The organism is Streptomyces sp. NPDC086989 (assembly GCF_044745505.1).
GTDB lineage: Bacteria > Actinomycetota > Actinomycetes > Streptomycetales > Streptomycetaceae > Streptomyces.
Genome location: NZ_JBIVAL010000014.1, coordinates 25,674 through 44,732, shown reverse-complemented (window position 1 = coordinate 44,732; position 19,059 = coordinate 25,674). Strand labels below are relative to the sequence as shown.

Sequence of the window (19,059 nt, the reverse complement as noted above, 5' to 3'; positions counted from 1 at the left end):
GGCTTAAGGCGTGACCAAGGCAAGTGAACCGGATCTTCAGGGATGGATCGAAGAGGGGCGCCGGAACATCGTTGACGTCGCTGACATGCTCGGGGTCGCGCCTGAGATCTACACCCGTGACCCAATAAGCCTCATTCCCGCTCTCCAGGACTACGTCTCACGTGCCCCACTGAGTGAATTCGAGCAGGCGGACTGGATCACGCTACACAGCGATCTGATGTCCTACGTCGCCGATTACCTGATTCAGAAGCACGGAGCGCAGTGGAATGTTGCGCACGACCCCAGCGCGCCCCGTGGATACCGCTATGTGATCGCTGCGACGGGGCGGGACGGCATCACTCGTCGAATCGACCCTGCCGATGTAGTGAGGAAGGAATTCGCCAGTCTCCCGATCGAGATTCCCCGGATGCTGGCCAGTGCGGAACTCACCCTGCGTTTGACGTCGCAGGTCGACGACGGCGAATGACGTATTTTACCGCCCTTGGGTAGGACTGGCCGCCCAGGGCGGCCTTGCGCAAGGTGCGCCACCAGGCTTCCTGGAGGTTGAGCCAGCACGCGCCGACGGGGATGAAGACGTGCTTGACCCTGGGATGGCCCTCGAGCCAGGTGCCCTTCGAGACGGTCGAGCTGGAACTGGCCGAGGGCAGCCAGCTGGTCCTCTACAGCGACGGCCAACGTCGAGGACCGGCACAGGGACATCGACACCGGCCTGGACCAGCTCCGTACCGTCCTGGCCTGCGCCGGCCGGCCACGTCGTCGCTCGGGCGGGTGGGCAGCAGGGCGTCGAGGACCGCCTCGCAGGTGTCCTTCAGGGCCGTTCTCCTCGTCGCCCAGCTCACCGCACGCTGAGGACCCGCTACACCTCCGAGGGCGAGATCATCTGGACCGAACAGCCACTGCCCTGACGATAGCCGCCCCACCTTGGCGTCCATGATCCAGCCGTGATCCACGGCCCCTGGACCCGCTTCCAAGGCCCCGCCATCCACGTCGACTTCCCTCCCGCACGGAAGGCCCGGCGACTGTATGCAACGGGACCCCCTACGGCCTTGGTTTGCCTTCCCCGCCACGTAGTGACGACAGGACCAGGCGCCCGTACCGGGTGGTGAGTACTGCCGCTGTGACGGCAATCGAGAGGGCGAGCGCGATGTACAGGTGTGCCACGGAATGGTCGTCGAGGACCTGCAGGATGCCGAGCGCCGTACCGAGAGGCAGGCCGAGAATGGTCAGGACGCCCAGCGCTCCGCTGATTTGCTGGCTCTCCTGCGTCTGCACGAGCCTGCTGTAGTCGGCTGCTTCGGCGAGGATCTCGTTGAATCTTACGGGCAGCCGGTGCTGGTTCTGGAAGGCGAGCAGCAGATCGTTCGCCGTGCCGTGCGCGGTGAGGTGCTGCCGCCAGTAGGTGCTGCGGAAGACCGCGATGCTCCTCTCCAATGCCGAGAGGCGACGTGCCGGCCGGGGTGAGACGAATATCTCGGAGAGCTCGTCGGTGAGCTCGTCGACGTGATCGCGTTGCAAAGCCCCTAGGAGCAGAGCGTCGAGATAGACGGTACGGAAGTGCAGCGCACCGTAGGTGAAGAAGTCACCCTCCCCTGTGTCTGTCCGGTGGCCGAGGAAAGCGGTCCCTTGACGCAGTACCAAGGCGCTCCAGTCCGCCGAGATCCTGACGGTGTCCTTGAGCTGCTCACCAGCGGTCTCCGGCGGCAGGGGGAAGTCCTCCGGAGTGGAGCGTGACGCCAACTGCCACAGCCAACGGTCCGCGGTGGCGGGCAGTTCACCTTCGAGGCTGGCGCGAAGGGCCGGGGTGTGCTGCCCCGCAGGGCTCAAGAAGGCGATGGTGTAGGGCCGGGCGTCGAAGGACGGCGCGTCGGCCGCGCGAAGGCCGGCGACCCCGTCGAGCAACCGGGCCGGGTCGAACGGTCCGGAAAGCGGTGCGTCGGCTTCACGCGGCAGCCGCCCGGCCAGGGCCCGCACCACGGGCAGCAGGGGCCTTTCCACCGTGAAGTGCAGCACGGCGAGCGCGTGTTGGGGCTTGCGGGCCGTGGCCGCGCGGAGCAGTTCCATTCCGAGCAGACGCATGCCGTCGTGCTTGACGTCGAGCGGCAGGTGCCAGCGGCAGGGTCTTCCCGGCGCCCCGTACAGCGCACGGGCGGAAGCGGGAGTGAAGTACGTCGACCGGATCCGGGCGTCGGTGCGGCGGTTGCCCATTTCGAAGGGGAAGGGCCCTTCGGACCACTCGGGGACGCGCAACAGCCGTACAGGCAGCACGACGGTCAGCTCCTGGCGCGCTCCTGTGACGTCGTCGAGCGGCGGAACGGCGGCGGTCATCGGCGGTGCTCGGCAGCGCCGGCGTCCTGGACGATGAAGACAGGACGGGTCACCATCCCGCCCTCGTCGCACTGGGCCGTCCGCTCCTCGCAGCGCGCTCGCGCATCGCCGTGCTCCACGATTCTCCTCGTATGTCCCTCGGTCGTCCCCAGCTGACGCCGGTCCCGCCGCACAGCTACGGCGCAACAGCCGGAACGCAGGGTATCGCGGACCCCTGCGAAGCGGCGGCGAACGGCGTCCCGCCGCCGTCGGACGGCATACTCGGATAGCCTCTGCACCGTGCTTTCACGTGAACTCCAGAGCAAGATCGACCGGTTGTGGGACGCTTTCTGGTCGGGCGGTTTGTCGAATCCGCTGGAGATCCTGGAACAGATCACGTACCTGCTGTTCATACGGATGCTCGACGTCCGGCGACGGGACGCCGCTTCCGCCAGCGCACCGGTCGACTCCGTGAGTACGCCGCTGCTGAACGAACGGCTACGCTGGTCACGCCTGTTGGACGAGGCGCCGCAACACATGTTCGCCACGGTCCGCGACGAGATTTTCCCCTTGCTCCGCACCTACGGCAACGACAACCCGGAGTTCCTCGGGCACTTCGCTGACGCGCGCTTCAGCATCCCCACACCTGGATTGCTCGCTAAGGTTGTCGACACGCTTGAGGGCGTACCCCTCGACGCTGTGGGCATCAGCGGCGACGTGTACGAGTACATGCTGGGCAAAGTCGCGAAAGTGGGGCACAGTGGGCAATTCTGGACACCGCGGCACATCGTCCAGCTCATGGTGGAAATGACGGCTCCCCAGCCCGGAGAAGCCATCTGCGACCCCGCATGCGGGGGTGCCGGATTCCTCGTCGCGGCAGCGGAGTACGTCAACCGGAACCGGCCCGAGACACCAGAGGGACCAGCCCGGCACGAGCAGACCGGCGAAACCACGTTCCGCGGCTTCGACTTCGACACCACGATGCTGCGAATCGGCTCGATGAACATGTGGCTCCACGGGGTACAGAGCCCAAACATCCGCTATCGCGATTCGCTCGCGCAGAACACGGTCGAGGACAGCGGGCGGTACTCGCTGGTCCTCACCAACCCACCCTTCGCAGGCAGCCTCGACTACGACGCCACTGCTGACGATCTCCAGCGAGTCATCCAGACGAAGAAGACCGAGTTGCTGTTCGTGGCCCTGGTGCTGCAACTGCTCAAACCCGGCGGACGGGCGGCGGTCATCATCCCGGACGGTGTTCTCTTCGGGTCAACCAAGGCCCACAAAGAACTGCGAAGAATCCTTGTCGAGGATCACCAAATCGATGCCTTGGTGAAACTTCCGAGCGGTGTGTTCAGGCCCTACGCAGGTGTGTCCACGTCGATCCTCTTCCTGACGAAGAACAGCGGCAGGGGCACGGACAGCGTCTGGTTCTACGACGTCACGGCGGACGGGCGGAGTCTCGATGACCGGCGCACACCGCTCCTCTCCCCGGAGAAGCTCGGCCCGACCCCGAGCGAAAGGCTTGATCGCTCCGAGCACGCCAAGAACAACCTTCCCAACGTAGTGAGCCGCTGGCTGCTGCGCCACACGAGCGAACGCGGCCGTAGGCCAAACGAACAGAGCTTTCTAGTTTCGAAGAAGGAGATCGCCAAGAGTGGCTACAACCTTTCCCTGAACTACTACAGGCAGGCCCATGAGACGAAGGAGCTGGCTCGAGAAAGTGTGCGGCTGGGGGACTTCGCCGAAATCTACGGCGGTTCGGTCGCGGCAAGGGAGACGGGTCCAGCAGCGCCCTCGGGCGACCCGGACGTGCGGAGAAGAGTGCTGCAACCATCCCTGCTGGCCTCCCATCTGTGCCCCGTCGAGACCCTTCCGGTGCGCAAGGACCGGCGCGAGCCCCGGTGGAGGCTACGAGAAGGCGACATAGTCGGTCGCGACCTGGCGAACGTACGGCACTGGACGATTCTCCCCGCGGACTTTGAGGGCGTGCAGCCCGGCCAGGGCCTGATCGTCATTAGGCCCCTGGAACATCCAGTCCCTTCCGAATATCTCGCCACCTATCTTTCGAGCCCTCAAGCAGAGCAGCAGATTAAGCTTTACGGTGTCATACCTCGCATCAGGCGCGCTGACCTCGCCGATATTCGTGTCCCGATATGTGAAGGAGACTTCGAGGAAGTTCGTACATCCATCGCACGACTCGCAGAGGGGCAGGTCGAGTCGGAAAAGATCCGGGACCAGCTTCACGAAGCCCGGCTGCGTATCTTCGAGAAGGGGTCGAGCAGCGAGCGTCGCGCGAGACTCGACGAAGCGGCGGAACTGAGTTCGCTGATCGCCCAGAATCTCCGAAAGCAGAGCGAGCCATACAGGATCTTCCAGGAGACGTATCCTTATGGAATTGCTCGGGCCGTGCGGAAGTTCCGGCACAGCACGTCGCCCGCAGAGAAGCATGAGGCTGCCCTCCAGTGCGTGGAGTCGCTCATCCTTTCCCTCGGTATCGTCGCCCATGCCATTGCCGCGAACCGGGGGCGACAGGATCTGCCCGCGATCGTTCAGTGGAAGCAGGGCGTGGGAGGCGGGGGTGTGGCACTGGGGCACTGGGTAGAGGTCATTCGAGCCGTAGGAGCAGACGCCAAGGAAATCGGCGATCCCGCGTCTGGGCTGACTGAGGCCACAACCCAGAAGAAAGGGAAAAAGGGATTGATGGCGGATCTCTCCGCTCTTGTGACCCTGAGGAACAAGATCAGGCACGGTGCGGGGCCGCGAACGCGGGCGGAATTCGACAGGAGCCTGGAAAAACTGGAGCGACTGATGTTCAGCAGTTTGTCCTGGTGTACATTCTTGGCGCGAGCCCGGTGGGTGCACATGGACAGGCTTCGTTGGCTTCCTGAAGTGGGAAAGTTCGAAGTCTCGGGCCTCGTACTCATGGGCGATCACCCCGATTTCGAGCCCATCACTTTCCAGACCGACGTCCCCTTGGTCGATGGCGGCCTCTACATGCTGACGCCGCAGGACGAGCCGGTACAGCTCTCACCCTTCTGCCTGCTCGAGGACTGTCCCACCTGCCTGTCCCCCGAACTCTATTACCCGGACCGGCTCACCGCCTCCACGGCCCTGCTGAAAAGCCTTGACCGGGGACATGAGCTGGAAAGCGACACCGTATACGCCTCGCTGCAGCCATGGACACAAGCATGAACAAGGTGAAATTGACTGTCCACAGCTCTGGGTGGCGCCGCAAGTACGTGGATGCGATGTTCTCGAACGCAGTCCACCTCCGGTGCCAGCGCTGGGACCTCGCGATCGAGGACAACACCATGGTTCAGCGGCTGGTGGCCACGGTTGCCCAGCTGCCGCGCCAAGCCGATATGGCGAGGCTGCGAAGCGCGGTGCTTGGAGGCATCGACCCGAGCGATGTCGACACCATGGAACAGGCGACGAACGCCCTATCAGAGTCCGAACGCCTGGCCATCCAGGTGGGATCTCTCGCCGCGGCGGCAGCCCAACTCCGCATCGTGGAGGAAGGCTCGGCAATCGAGCCGGGCGTCCACTTGCTCAACGCCCACACAGGAAAAGGACAGCGCAGTTCGACTGGGTATTCGTGCCCGGCTTCGAGGACTGGCACATCCCAGATGGTCGGGCCGACACCGCCGAGCAACTGGCAGAAGAGCTCCGGGTCGTCCTCGTCATGGTCTCCAGGGCACGCCATGGCATCGTCATCACCCGCGCGCGGCCCCTCATCTCCAAGGCAGGCAACCCCTACGCCACGCGCGAGAGCCAGTGGTGGCCCATGATCGTCGAGGCATGCCCAATGAACGCCAACACCCTCGCCCAGCACATCTCCGAACTGGTATCCCAAGGTGCCCCTCGGGATGAGTCCGTGTCCGCACCGCCGCAAGAGTCAGAACAGGTACGAACCGAGGTCGCGGAGGATTCGGTGGCCACTGGCACAGTAGGCCTGATCCCTTCGCGCTTCGTCGACATCCCGCCGCGAGTAGCACGAGGACCGGCAACTGCAGCAGGTTGCACGGGCAGCACCGCACGGGGCAGGGCCCGGACCGCGAGGCGCAGTCCGGGCCGTGCTGCCGTATCGGGGCTCTGCTGCCGTGCCGTATACGGCCGGTCCAGCTCAGCGCTCGGCGCAGGTGGGCGCGACCTACTAGGTCCGGGCTCGGGCAGCAGGGCCATGGTTCCTTGGCCTCACTCCCGCAGAGGTGTGGTCTGCTGGGGCGGGACATGCGGGATATGCGTGCTGCCGCATCTAAGAATCCACCTGCTGATCGACCGCTGCTTCGTAGAAGGCATCCGCGAGTGCGACGATGATCGCGTTGATAGCCGGTCCGTCGGTGAAGAAGTAGTCAGCCATCGTGTTGTGGGCGTCCTGGTTGTCTGCAACCGCCTCCGTAACGGCTGCCTGGAAGTCCTGCGACTCCACGAACTGCTTCTTTGAGTTCACCTTGGTCTGCTTTACCAGGTTCGGGTCGGCGAGCAACCGCTGGACGAGGCCCTGCACGAACTCCCTGATCTGGTACTCGGCGAACGACTCGGCGCCGAAGAGGTCGTTCATCTTGTCTATGACGACCTGGAGGGCGACGTACTTCGGGTCCTTCTTCGTTCCCGTGCCGGCGGCGCTGATGCCCTTCAGCTGCCCGTCACCCACGAGCGAGATGTCGACCGGGATCGCCTTGTTGTGCTTGACCCCGACCAGCACCACGTCGGAGAGGTCGACGTCGGCCGCCCAAGCGGACTCGGCGATGACCTTCTCCAGCAGGCGCAGGAAGATCGAGAGCATCTCCATGTAGGGGTCGCCGTAGTCGACGATCTGGGACATGAAGTCATAGAGGCGTACGTAGGTGGAGACGTCCTTGCGGAACAGGTCGAGCGCCTGGAGCGTGACCTTGTCCTCTTCCTCGATCGCCCGCGCGTAGCGGCGCCGGAAGTCGTGCTGCGCCGGGCTGATCGCCGCCGAGAGGGCGTTGTTGCCCTTCCGCGTCACCCACAGTTCGGCGACCTTGCGGACGTCGTCCTCGGTGTAGATTCCGGCCTGGGCGAGCTTGTTCGCCAGGTGGACGACGACGTACGGGTCGGTCTCGGTCTCCAGGGTGGCGTTCTTGAAGTACGGCTCGAAGGCCGCCTTGATGTCCTCGGGCTTGTTGGCGAAATCGATGACGAACGTCTTACGCTTCTGCTCCCCACCCGCGGTGCGGTGGGTGCGGTTGAGCCGCGAGAGCGTCTGCACCGCGGCGACCCCCGACAGCTTCTTGTCGACGTACATCGCCGAGAGTAAGGGCTGGTCGAAGCCGGTCTGGAACTTGTTGGCGACCAGCATGATCTTGTACGTATCACCCTTGAACGCGGCCGCCAGATCAGCCCCGGCACCGGGGTTCATGTTGGCCTCGGTGAACTCGTCATCCTTCGACGGCTGCGGGCCCCAGTCGCTGTGCCAGGTCTCGTCCTCGGCCATCGTCACCCCGGCAGAGAAAGCGATCAGGGTGCGGTAGTTGTACGATGCGTCCTCGGCGCTGCGCCTGGCGATGTAAGCGTCGATGGCCCGCTTGTACTTCACCGCGGACTTGCGCGAGTCGGTCACCACCATCGCCTTCGCCTTGCCTTCGAGGAGGTAGGCGACGTTGGAGTGGAAGTGCTCGACGATGATCCGCACCTTCTGGCTGATGTTCGTCGGGTGGAGTTGCACCCACCGCATCAGGCCCTTGCGGGCGGCGCCCTCCTCTACCTCCCCTCCGTCACCGCTCTCGGCCCTGCCGGCGATCTTCAACGCGGTGTCGTAGTGCTGGTAGCCCTTGAGGACGTCGAGGATGTAGCCCTCCTCGATCGCCTGCTTCATCGAGTACAGGTGGAACTCGCGCGGCTTACCGTCGGGGCCCTTACGGCCGAACAGCTCGAGGGTCTTGTTCTTCGGCGTCGCGGTGAACGCGAAGTACGAGATGTTCTCCGATTCGGCCCGCTCGGTCATCTCCGAGGCCAGCACCGACTCCACATCGACATCCCCGCCCTCCTCGATCTCCTTGAGCTCCTCGGCCGTCAGTACCTGCTTCAGCTTCGAGGAGATCTGCCCCGACTGAGAGGAGTGCGCCTCATCAGCGATCACGGCGAATCGCTTGCCCTTCAGGCTGGCGTCGGTCCGGATCTCTTCCAGCGCGTGCGGGAAGGTCTGCACTGTCACCGCGATGATGAGCTCGCCGCTCTTCAACGCATGCGCCAGCAGACCCGACTTAGACTTCGCGCCGGCCTTACGGACGTCCTCGGGGCTGATCGTCGCGACGATCTTCTTGTTCCCGTCGATCTGCCGAATCGCATCCTGCAGCTGGGAGTCGAGCACGGTACGGTCCACGACCACGATGACGGAGTCGAAGACCTTCTTGTCGTCGGCATCATGCAGTCGGGCCAGCCCATGGGCGGTCCAGGCGATGGTGTTCGTCTTTCCTGACCCGGCCGAGTGCTCGATCAAGTACCGGTGCCCGACACCCTCCTCCTTCACTGCGGCGACGATGCTCGTGACGGCCTCCCACTGGTGGAAGCGCGGGAAGAGCATGCTCGTACGCCGCACCGAGGTGCCGGAGGTGACGTCCCACTCCTCCTTGATCTGCACGATCATCAGCCGCCCGATGATATTCAGCCAAGCGTGCTTCTCCCAGACGCGTTCCCATAGGTACGTCGTCGCCGACCCCCCGTCCGCGCCAGGCGGGTTGCCGGCACCACTGTCGAAGCCGATGTTGAACGGAAGGAAGTGAGTCTTCTCCCCCTCCAGCTTCGTCGTCATGGCCGCTAGGCCGTTGGAGACCGCGAAGTGCACCAGCGCCCGGTGACCGAACGACAGCAGCGGCTCCGGGCGCCCGTTCGTCAGCGGTTTGCGGTCATGCTTGTACTGGTTGATCGCCTCGTCCAGCGACTGGGTGAAGTCGGTCTTCAGCTCCACCGTGGCCACCGGGAGCCCATTGACGAAGAACACCAGATCGATGGCGCGCTGATCGGCAGTCGAGAAGTGCACCTGCCGCACCACCCGCACCCGCATCGCCTCGTAATGCGACACGGTGGTCGCGTTGAGAGTGGTTTCGGGGCGGAACTGCGCCATCTTCAACCGGCCGCCACCGATGTACTGGACCCCGTTGCGCAGGATGTTCAGTGTCCCGCCGCCATGTTCCAGGGGCTTGTCCAACGCTGCGGTCAGCACGTCAAGGAACTTCGCCTGCGACCCCGCCGCCTTCAGCGCCTTCTCGTACGCCGTCTTCTGCGTCGCCTCCAGCCACGCGAACAGATCCACCGGGAACAGCGCTCGCTCGCGGTCGTACTCGCCTCCGTCGTGGTCATTCACCGAGTACAGCCAGCCGCGGGTCTCGAGGTACTCGCAGATCTCCTTCTCGAAGATCGCCTCGTTGTGGTCGGCCATCACGCCACCTCGTGTACGTCGATCTGTCCCGTCACTGCCGCCGTGATCAACGCTGACCGTCGCTCTCTAGAGAGCTCAATGAAACGATCTGACTCGGCGATGAGTCTGTCGATCTTCGTGGACTCTTGGTCCAGCATGGCGGCTACACGCCGTTGCTCCTGAGGCTGCACCACGGGAATACGCATCGCTCGCAACTTCTCAGCCGTTAGATGCGGAATGGTCGATTTGTTGCACACGATGTCGATCACTCCCACGTCTCGATAGGTCCGCAGCACGTAACCCAGCCAGGAAGATGACCAGTTATTCAGGGGCCGGAGTCGGTTGACGGTCTTCTGGAAGGACCATCCGGGCATCTCGCGATCGACAACCACATTCGTCCCGACTGCGCCGCCCTCGACAACGAGCAAGTCACCCTTGAGCAGGTTGAGACTTACTGCCTCGGTGGCCGAGTAGGGCATTTGCTTGACATCGCTAAGCCGCAGCCCGGAATCTTGGATGTTCCCGGCCCTGATGTACGGGAGCATCAGATCCCCGGCGCGGGTCTCTTTACTTCCGTCCAGCATCTTCCCCAGCGTTACCGAGAAGTGATATCCGATGGCGGTGAAAGCGACATCCGGCGGGGGCGAGAACGGATTGATCGCACCGAGGACCGCGTCTCGGATAAGGTCCTGTCGACGCTCACGGAGCATCTCGATCAAACGCTGCTGTTCCTCGATGAGGGTGTCAAGGCGAGCCGTTTCACGGTCGAGGTAGTCGGCGATGGCGCGCTGTTCTTCCAGCGGCGGCACTGGGATCGCCATGCTGAGGAAGACGTCAGGGTAGATCCGAAGGCGCGACGACCAGATGCCGCGGGAGAGGCGAGTCATCTCCATCACGTACGGCGTCGATCGGTAGAGGTAATCGTAAAACCCAGGACAGAAGGCTGCGTTCGGACGCGGCCTGTACACACCGTACGCAGGGCTCACAATGCCAGCCTGCTTCGAGACGCCGAGCGCCCCCATCCACGCCCACATCGTATTAATGACGAGATCGCCCGCCTCCACGAGGCGGTAGCCCTCGAGGCTCTCCGCTGCAGTCATCGTCACGGTCTTCTCTGACCTCGGGGTGATCCCGGTCAGATGCGACACGCTGAGGAGTTCCTCTGTACCTTCGGGTGAGACAGACAGCGACTCTGCCAGAAGTTCCTTGTTTCTGCTCCAGCGCCAGCGGGATGGGACGTTGCCGGCCCACGCCTGCTCAAGATCAAACTGGGCTTGTGTCATCCCTCAACCTCCCGCAGCAGATCGAGGATCTTGGCAACCTGCTTCTCCAGGTCGGCGTCGATCTCCGCGAGCGGACGAGGCGGAACGTACTTGTAGAAGTGCCGCGTGAAGGGGATCTCGTAACCTGTCTTGGTCTTGGCCCAGTCGATCCAGGCGTCGGGAACGTGCGGCTTCACCTCCGCATCGAAGTACGCCTGGATGACTTCGCGCTCCGCCGCCGCGCCGGCGGTCGAGCCGCCGTAGGTGAAGGGCACGTTCTCCGTGTCGCGCTTCTTCGAATCGGGCTTCGGTTCGCCCTTGCGGTTGACGACAGGGTTTCCGCCCTCGTCCAGCAGGGGGCGCTCGACGGTGACCGTCCAGTAGCCGAACTCGTCGTTGCGCAGCACCTTGGAGAGCTCGGGATCGGCGTCCTCGAAGTCGTCGTACAGCCGCAGGACCTCGGCGCGGTCGGCGTCGCTGATCTCGCGTCCCTTGGCACCGAGGTTCTTGCGCATCTTGGTCCAGAACGACGTGCCGTCGATCAACTGCACCTTGCCCTGGCGGTCGGCGTGCTTGGTGTTATCCAGAATCCAGATGTAGGTGGCGATGCCGGTGTTGAAGAACATGTTGGTCGGAAGGGCCACGATCGCCTCGACCAGGTCGTTCTCCAGCAGCCACCGGCGGATGTTGGAAGGGCCGGATTCAGCTCCGCCGTTGAAGAGCGGAGAGCCGTTCATGACGATGCCGACGCGGCCGCCGCCGTCCTCGGGTGCGCGCATCTTGTGGGCTAGGTGAAGCAGGAAGAGCATCTGCCCGTCGGAAGTCGCGGGGAGGCCCGGTGCGAAGCGGCCGTAGGGGCCGGCGGAGTCTCGCTCCTCCTTGACCGCCTTGGCGTACTGCTTCCAGTCCACGCCGTAGGGCGGATTGGACATGCAGTAGTCGAACTGGCGGCCCTTGAAGGCGTCGTCGGTGAGCGTGTTGCCGAAGGCGATGTTGGTCGCGTCGTGGCCCTTGGCGAGCAGGTCGGACTTGCAGATGGCGTACGACTGCGGGTTGTACTCCTGGCCGTACAGGCCCAGCTTCGCGTCGGGGTTCCCTGCGAGCAGGTGCTCCTCTGCCAGGGAGAGCATGCCGCCGGTGCCGGCGGTGGGGTCGTACAGCGATCGGATGATGCCGCCTTCGGTGAGGTCCACATCCTTCTCCGCGAAGAGCAAGTCGACCAGCAGTCGGATCGCGTCGCGTGGCGTGTAGTGGTCGCCGGACGTCTCGTTCGCTGCCTCGTTGAACTTGCGGATGATGTATTCGAAGGCGTCGCCCATGTCGGAGTTCGACACCACATCAGGGTGGAGGTCGACCTTGCCGAAGGACTTAACGATCTCGCGCAGGAGCCCGGCCTTCTCCAGGGCCAGGATCTCCTTCTTGAAGTCGAAGTACTCGAACACGTCCACGTCGGCGGAGAACCGGTCGATGTAGTCGGCGAGGTTGTCCGCCAGCCCGTCCGCGTCGGTCAGCAGGTTCGCGAACTCGTAGTTGGAGGTGTTGTAGAACGTTCGGCCCGTGACCTTCTTGACCTCGACCTTGAGCCGGTTCGGGTTCTCGTGCCTCGCAGCCAGCTCCCGTACCGCCGCCCGGTCCGGCTCGAGGATGCAGTCGAGCCGTCTCAAGATCGTGAACGGGAGAATCACCGTCCCGTACTGGTTGGGGCGGTAGGGGCCCCGAAGCTGGTCAGCGATTGACCAGATGAAGCTACCGAGCGTGCTCACAAGGTTCCTCACGAGAATCGTCTAGCAGTGCCGATCACTCTGCCAGAGGCAGCGGCCACCGTCCCATGGTTCAGCTATGGGACCTCCTCGACGTGCTCTTGCCGATCGGCCCCGGAGCCTGGGCGTGCTGCCGGAGCGGAACTTCCCTAAGCATTGAAAGATCGCAAAACGAACCAGGCTCGGCGGACTTCCACTACGGCGAGATGAAGATGCGCCGGCACCGCACCGAAGCACCTCTGGGCAAGCAACTGCTCCTGAGCGTGCACTGGACGATGTCCGGATAGGAGCTGCGGGTCGTTCGTTCCCTCACCTCCCGCAGGAGGACTCCGGCCCACCGTCACCGCAGGAAGTGCCAACTGACTCCCCATCAGAACGAGCGTCAAATGAGCGTCACGAGCGTCATTTCAGCGTCAGATATCGCCCGTAACGCCCACACCGCACATAATGCGCACCGAAGAAACCGCAGGTCAGGAGCCCTTCGAGGCCGGTTCGAGGATCGCGACGCACTCCACGTGGTGGGTCATCGGGAAGAGGTCGAAGACGCGGAGGGTGCGGGGCTTGTAGCCCGCCTCGCGGAAGTAGGCCAGGTCGCGCGCCAGGGCCGCCGGGTCGCAGGCCACGTACGCGATGCGGCGCGCCGAGAGGCCCGCGACGTGGCGGACCGTCTGCTTGCCCGCGCCCGCGCGCGGCGGGTCCAGGACGACCAGGTCGCACTCGGTGATCCCGGTCTTCGGGAGGACCGTCTCGACCTTGCCCTGCTCGATGCGGACCCGGGGGAAGTCGGCCAGGTTGTGCCGGGCGTCCTCGACCGCGCGCTTCGTGGACTCGATGCCCAGCACGGCGCCGGTCTCGCCGAGGCGTTCGGCGAGGGCGCCCGCAAAGATGCCGACGCCGCAGTAGAGGTCGAGGGCCATCTCGCCCTTGCGCGGCATCAGGCCCTGCATGACGGCCTTGATCAGGGTGTCGGCGGCCTGCGGGTGGACCTGCCAGAAGCCGCCCATGCCGACGCGGTAGGTGCGGCCGTCGGCGCGCTCCCGGACGAAGGGGCGGCCGTGGACGCGGTGGACGCCGCCGTCCTTCTCCTCGACGCGCAGGACCGAGACCGGCTTGTCGAGCTCGACCAGCGGGAGCCGGCCGCCGGGGCGGGGGGTCAGGACGACCTGGCGGTCCTGGGAGCCGGTCGCGGCGATCGCCTCGACCGTGGCCATCTGGGGCCAGTCCTGCTTCTCGATGCCGAGCTCGCTGACGCCCGGCGCCGCGATCATGCAGTGGTCGACCGGCTCGATGTCGTGCGAGCGGTGCTTGCGCAGGCCCGCGCGGCCGGTCTCGTCGATGGCGTACTGGACGCGGGTGCGCCACTGCGGGACCTGGCCCGCCGGGAGCTTGTCGCCCTCGGCCGGCATGACCGTGCCGTCCCAGCCGGCCTCCTCCGGGGTGAGCCCGGCGAGCCGCTTCAGCTGCTCGGCGACGACCTCGCCCTTGAGCCGGCGCTGGGCGCCCGGCTTGGCGTGCTGCCAGTCGCAGCCGCCGCACTTGCCGGGGCCGGCGTACGGGCAGGGGGCCTCGACGCGGTCCTTGGAGGCCTCCAGGACGGTGATCGCGTCGGCGCGCAGGAAGCGGGAGTCCGTCTCGCCCTCGGTGACCTTGGCGATCACCTTCTCCCCCGGGAGGGTGTGGCGGACGAAGAGGACGCGGCCGTCGGACGTCCGGGCGATGCAGTGGCCGCCGTGCGCGACGGGGCCGACCTCGACCTCGTACTCCTCCCCGACCAGTGACTGCTTCTCGTTCTGCTCGGTCATGGTGGGGAGACTCCAAAACATAAATGGGAACGGCCGGACGACCGACCCACCAGTTTACGTGGATCTCGTCCGGCCGTTTGCCACAGCGGCCGCGGCGGTACTTGCCCGCGCGGTCCTTCGGCCGCGGCGCTACTTGCCCGCGCGGTCCTTCGGGCGCGGGGTGTCCACCGGTCCGCGGCGCACCGCGCCCGGGGCGTTCCACTCCTGCCGCTTCTTCGCCCGCCTCTTCGCGAGCTCCGAGGACTCCAGCTGGTACGGCACCGAGGTGACCATCACGCCGGGGGTGAACAGCAGGCGGCCCTTGAGCCGCAACGCGCTCTGGTTGTGCAGCAGGTGCTCGTACCAGCGGCCGACGACGTACTCCGGGATGTAGACGCTGACGGCGTCGCGCGGGTTCTCGCTGCGCAGGCCCTTCACGTACTCGACCACCGGGCGGGTGATCTCGCGGTACGGGGAGTCGAGGATCTTGAGCGGTACGTTGATGCCGCGCCGCTCCCACTCCTCCTTGAGCGCCTTCGTCTCGGCCGGGTCGACGCTGATGCTGAGCGCTTCGAGGGTGTCCGAGCGGGTCAGCTTGGCGAAGGCCAGGGCGCGCAGCGTGGGCTTGTGCACCTTGGAGACCAGGACGATGGAGTGGACCCGGGAGGGCCGCACGCTGTCGTCGCTGGGGCCCTCGGCGGCGGCGATCTCGGCGGAGACGCGGTCGTAGTGCTTGCGGATCGCGGTCATCGTTCCGTAGAAGATCACCATGCCGAGCAGGGCGACCCAGGCGCCGTGCGTGAACTTGGTGGCCAGGACGACGACGAGCACCAGGCCGGTGAAGATCGCACCGAAGGTGTTGATCGCCCGCGAGCGGTGCATCCGGCGCCGTGCGGCCTGGTCCTTCTCGGTCCGCAGGTGGCGGTTCCAGTGCCGGACCATGCCGATCTGGCTGAGCGTGAACGACACGAACACGCCGACGATGTAGAGCTGGATCAGCTTGGTGGAGTCGGCGTCGTAGATCCACACGAGCAGCATGGCCGCGCCGGCGAGCAGCACGATGCCGTTCGAGAAGGCGAGCCGGTCACCGCGGGTGTGCAGCTGGCGCGGCAGGTAGCGGTCCTGCGCGAGGATCGAGCCGAGCAGCGGGAAGCCGTTGTACGCGGTGTTGGCGGCCAGGAACAGGACGAGCGCGGTGGCGGTCGCCAGGATGATGAACGGGAGGCTGCCGTTGCCGAAGACGGCCTCGGCCACCTGGGAGATCACCGGGTGCTGGACGAACTCGGGGCCGACGGGGACGCCGTTGTCGAGCAGGTTGGTGGCCGGCGACTCGGCCATCCTCACGTCGGTCGCCATGGCCAGGCCGATGATCCCGCAGAACATGGTGACCGCCAGGGCCCCCATGAGGGCGAGCGTGGTGGCGGCGTTCTTGCTCTTGGGCTTGCGGAAGGCGGGGACGCCGTTGCTGATGGCCTCGACGCCGGTCAGGGCGGCACATCCGGAGGAGAACGCCCGCAGCAGCAGGAAGACCAGCGCGAAGCCGGCGAGCCCCTGGTGTTCGGCCTTGATCTCCAGGTGGGCCGTCGGGGCCTGCATCGTGTCGCCGGCGACGAGGCCGCGCCAGGCGCCCCAGGCGATCATGACGAAGACGGCGCCGACGAACACGTACGTCGGGATGGCGAAGAGCTTTCCGGATTCCTTCACTCCGCGCAGATTCATCAGCGTGAGCAGCAGAATCATGATCATCGCCGAGAGCACCTTGTGCTCGATGACGAAATCGACGGCGGAACCGAGATTCTCGACTCCGGAGGAGATCGACACGGCGACGGTCAGGACGTAGTCGACGAGCAGGGCGCTCGCCACGGTCAGTCCGGCCTTCGGCCCGAGGTTGGTGTTGGCGACCTCGTAGTCGCCGCCGCCGCTGGGGTACGCGTGGACGTTCTGGCGGTAGGAGGCGACCACGGTGAACATCAGCACGACGACCGCGACCGCGATCCAGGGGCTGAAGTGGTACGCCGACACTCCCGCGATCGACAGGACCAGAAGGACCTCGCCGGGGGCATATGCCACCGAGGAGAGCGGGTCGGAGGCGAAGACGGGGAGGGCGATCCGCTTGGGGAGAAGGGTTTCCCCGAGGCGGTCGCTGCGCAGCGCCCGGCCGATCAGGATCCGTTTGGGCACGTCGGTCAGTTTGGACACGCAGAGGATCGTATGCGTTCGAAATACGGCTGACGAACCCCCCGCCGGTATTCAAGGGCATTGGGGCCGTCTGTGCTGCAAAGGTCACACGGGGGACCGCCCGTGTGTAGCTTGGGCCGTGGTCTGAGACCCTGTGAAGCCAGAGCATGCAATGAGGCTGGGAACCAGCGAGCGCTGACAGCCGGAAGGACGGCCGTGCACATCGTCATTATGGGCTGCGGAAGAGTGGGCTCCGCCCTCGCGCAGACCTTGGAACAGCAGGGGCATACGGTCGCCGTCGTCGACCAGGACCCCACCGCATTCCGTCGGCTGGGAGCCGGCTTCGGCGGCCGCCGCGTCACCGGGGTCGGCTTCGACCAGGACACGCTGCGCGAGGCCGGGATCGAGGAGGCGGGCGCATTCGCCGCCGTCAGCAGTGGTGACAATTCCAACATCATCGCTGCCCGGGTGGCCCGCGAGATGTTCGGCGTGGAGAACGTCGCCGCCCGCATCTACGACCCCAAGCGCGCCGAGGTCTACCAGCGTCTGGGCATCCCCACGGTCGCGACCGTGCGGTGGACCGCCGACCAGATGCTGCGCCGGCTGCTGCCGTCCGGGGCCGAGCCGCTGTGGCGCGACCCGAGCGGCGGTGTCCAGCTCGCCGAGGTGCACACCTCCGCCGCGTGGATCGGCCACAAGGTCAGCAAGCTGCAGGAGGAGACCGGCGTCCGCGTGGCGTTCCTCACCCGACTGGGCGAGGCCATGCTGCCGACGTCCCAGACGGTGCTGCAGGAGGGCGACCTCGTCCACGTGATGATGCGGACGGACGAGATCGACAAGGTCGAGGCGTCCTTCGCCGAGGGGCCCGAGGAGGCACACGCATGAGGGTCGCGATCGCCGGAGCCGGCGCGGTGGGCCGTTCCATCGCGGGAGAGCTGCTGGAGAACGGGCACGAGGTGCTCCTCGTCGACAAGGCGCCGACCGCCATCTCCGTGGAGCGGGTGCCGCAGGCCGAGTGGCTGCTGGCCGACGCCTGCGAGATCACCTCGCTGGACGAGGCCGCGCTGCAGCGCTGCAACGTCGTCATCGCCGCCACGGGCGACGACAAGGTCAACCTGGTCGTCTCCCTCCTGGCCAAGACGGAGTACGGGGTCCCCCGGGTCGTGGCGCGGGTCAACAACCCGAAGAACGAGTGGCTCTTCAACGAGTCGTGGGGCGTCGACGTCGCGGTCTCCACGCCGCGTCTGATGTCCGCCCTGGTCGAGGAGGCCGTCAGCGTCGGCGACCTGGTGCGCCTGCTGCGCTTCAGCCACGGCGACGCGAACCTCGTCGAGCTGACCCTGCCCGCCGACTCCTCGGTCGCCGGGACCCAGATCAGCGAGATCACCTGGCCCGAGGACACCTCGCTGGTCACGATCATCCGCGGCAACCGGGTCCTGACCCCGCACGCGGAGGAGACCCTGGAGCCGGGCGACGAGCTGCTCTTCGTGGCCGCTCAGGCCCGGGAGGAGCAGCTGGAGGACCTCCTCCAGGCCCGCCACTGACGCCTCGCGGCAGGCGCAGGAGCGAGAAGAAGGGGCGGCCCGACCATTTCCCGGTCGGGCCGCCCCTTCGTGCATGAGGTCCGCGCGTCAGGCCCGGCGGTGCCGCGCGGGGCCCTTCGCGGCCTCCTTGGCCTCCTTGGCGGCCTCCTCGGCGGCCTCCTCGGCCTCCCACTCCGCGATCACGTCGATCGGCGGTGGCGCCTTCGCCAGGAACACCCAGGTGAAGTACACCGCCAGCACCATCGGCGGCAGCTTCAGGGCGATCAGCACCCAGCCCAGCTGTGTCGCGTCCCCCCACCAGTACAGCGGGAAGAGGATCGCGTACTTCGCGAGGAAGATGATCCCCCAGGCCAGACTGGCCTTGGTGTACGCCTTCTTCCGCCCGGGGTTGCGGGTCCGCCAGGACAGGTTCTCCTTGAACACCGGCCCCAGGATCACACCCAGCAGCGGGAACCCGACCAGCGCGGACAGCGTGAAGGCCACCCCCAGCCCGGCGCCGTAGATCATGCCGGGCAGGTAGAAGCCCTTGGCAGTACCGGTGAACAGGGCGAAGGCGACGCCGACGCCCACGCCGAAGACCCCGCTGAAGGCGTGCTTGACGGTGTCCTTGCGCAGCAGGCGCACGATCACGAGCAGGACGGCGACCGCGCCCGCCGCGATCGCCGACATCTTCACGTCCTTGTTGACCGTGTAGATCATCACGAAGAGCAGCCCGGGGAGCATCGTCTCCACGGTGCCCCGGATGCCGCCGAAGGCGTCGAACAGCGCGGCCTGCGTCACGGCCTTCTGGTCGGCGGAGGGCCCGCCCGCGGGATCCGGGGTGATCGGTTTGTCGAGTGACGTCAC

General features: G+C 65.8%; 12 protein-coding genes and 1 pseudogene. 5 read left to right on the top strand and 8 right to left on the bottom strand.

The genetic code is table 11. The features are described from left to right. The first annotated feature begins 10 nt into the window (after positions 1–10). Positions 11–466, top strand: coding sequence for a hypothetical protein (locus ACIPK4_RS29695; protein WP_402318143.1), 456 nt, complete (start codon positions 11–13; stop codon positions 464–466). Positions 467–606: 140 nt separating this feature from the next. Next, positions 607–748, top strand: a pseudogene (locus ACIPK4_RS29690) (SpoIIE family protein phosphatase); the annotation flags it as partial. A gap of 290 nt (positions 749–1,038) precedes the next feature. Here the strand turns inward: ACIPK4_RS29690 and ACIPK4_RS29685 are convergent. Beyond that, complete coding sequence (locus tag ACIPK4_RS29685; RefSeq protein WP_402318140.1) at positions 1,039–2,325, bottom strand: hypothetical protein; 1,287 nt, start codon at positions 2,323–2,325, stop codon at positions 1,039–1,041. Beyond that, the gene (locus ACIPK4_RS29680) at positions 2,322–2,444 is read right to left on the bottom strand and encodes a hypothetical protein (protein ID WP_402318137.1); all 123 of its coding nucleotides are present in this window, start codon (positions 2,442–2,444) and stop codon (positions 2,322–2,324) included. The genes ACIPK4_RS29685 and ACIPK4_RS29680 overlap by 4 nt, the downstream gene beginning before the upstream one ends. A gap of 160 nt (positions 2,445–2,604) precedes the next feature. On the opposite strand from ACIPK4_RS29680, the gene ACIPK4_RS29675 reads away from it, so the two are divergent. Further along, the gene (locus tag ACIPK4_RS29675) at positions 2,605–5,499 is read left to right on the top strand and encodes an N-6 DNA methylase (RefSeq protein ID WP_402318135.1); all 2,895 of its coding nucleotides are present in this window, start codon (positions 2,605–2,607) and stop codon (positions 5,497–5,499) included. Positions 5,500–6,562: 1,063 nt separating this feature from the next. Here the strand turns inward: ACIPK4_RS29675 and ACIPK4_RS29670 are convergent. The 5 genes from ACIPK4_RS29670 to ACIPK4_RS29650 form a co-directional block, all read right to left on the bottom strand. After that, positions 6,563–9,709, bottom strand: coding sequence for a type I restriction endonuclease subunit R (locus ACIPK4_RS29670; RefSeq protein ID WP_402318132.1), 3,147 nt, complete (start codon positions 9,707–9,709; stop codon positions 6,563–6,565). Continuing rightward, positions 9,709–10,971 (bottom strand): restriction endonuclease subunit S, encoded by a 1,263-nt coding sequence (locus ACIPK4_RS29665; protein WP_402318129.1) that lies wholly within the window; start codon positions 10,969–10,971, stop codon positions 9,709–9,711. Before ACIPK4_RS29665 ends, ACIPK4_RS29670 begins: the two co-directional genes overlap by 1 nt. After that, entirely contained in the window at positions 10,968–12,713 is a 1,746-nt protein-coding gene (locus ACIPK4_RS29660; RefSeq protein WP_402318126.1) for an N-6 DNA methylase, read from the bottom strand. Before ACIPK4_RS29660 ends, ACIPK4_RS29665 begins: the two co-directional genes overlap by 4 nt. Positions 12,714–13,180: 467 nt before the next feature. Next, positions 13,181–14,512, bottom strand: a complete 1,332-nt coding sequence (locus tag ACIPK4_RS29655; protein ID WP_402318123.1) for a class I SAM-dependent RNA methyltransferase — start codon at positions 14,510–14,512, stop codon at positions 13,181–13,183. Between the two features lie 129 nt (positions 14,513–14,641). After that, positions 14,642–16,690, bottom strand: coding sequence for an APC family permease (locus ACIPK4_RS29650; RefSeq protein WP_402318120.1), 2,049 nt, complete (start codon positions 16,688–16,690; stop codon positions 14,642–14,644). Between the two features lie 195 nt (positions 16,691–16,885). Between ACIPK4_RS29650 and ACIPK4_RS29645 the strand changes: the two genes are divergently transcribed. After that, positions 16,886–17,554 carry a TrkA family potassium uptake protein gene (locus ACIPK4_RS29645; RefSeq protein WP_030154367.1) on the top strand — a complete coding sequence of 223 codons (669 nt, stop codon included), beginning with the start codon at positions 16,886–16,888 and terminating at the stop codon, positions 17,552–17,554. Then, complete coding sequence (locus ACIPK4_RS29640; RefSeq protein WP_053691455.1) at positions 17,551–18,213, top strand: TrkA family potassium uptake protein; 663 nt, start codon at positions 17,551–17,553, stop codon at positions 18,211–18,213. Before ACIPK4_RS29645 ends, ACIPK4_RS29640 begins: the two co-directional genes overlap by 4 nt. 87 nt (positions 18,214–18,300) lie before the next feature. On the opposite strand, the gene ACIPK4_RS29635 is transcribed toward ACIPK4_RS29640, so the two are convergent. After that, positions 18,301–19,059, bottom strand: coding sequence for a DUF3159 domain-containing protein (locus ACIPK4_RS29635; protein WP_402318117.1), 759 nt, complete (start codon positions 19,057–19,059; stop codon positions 18,301–18,303).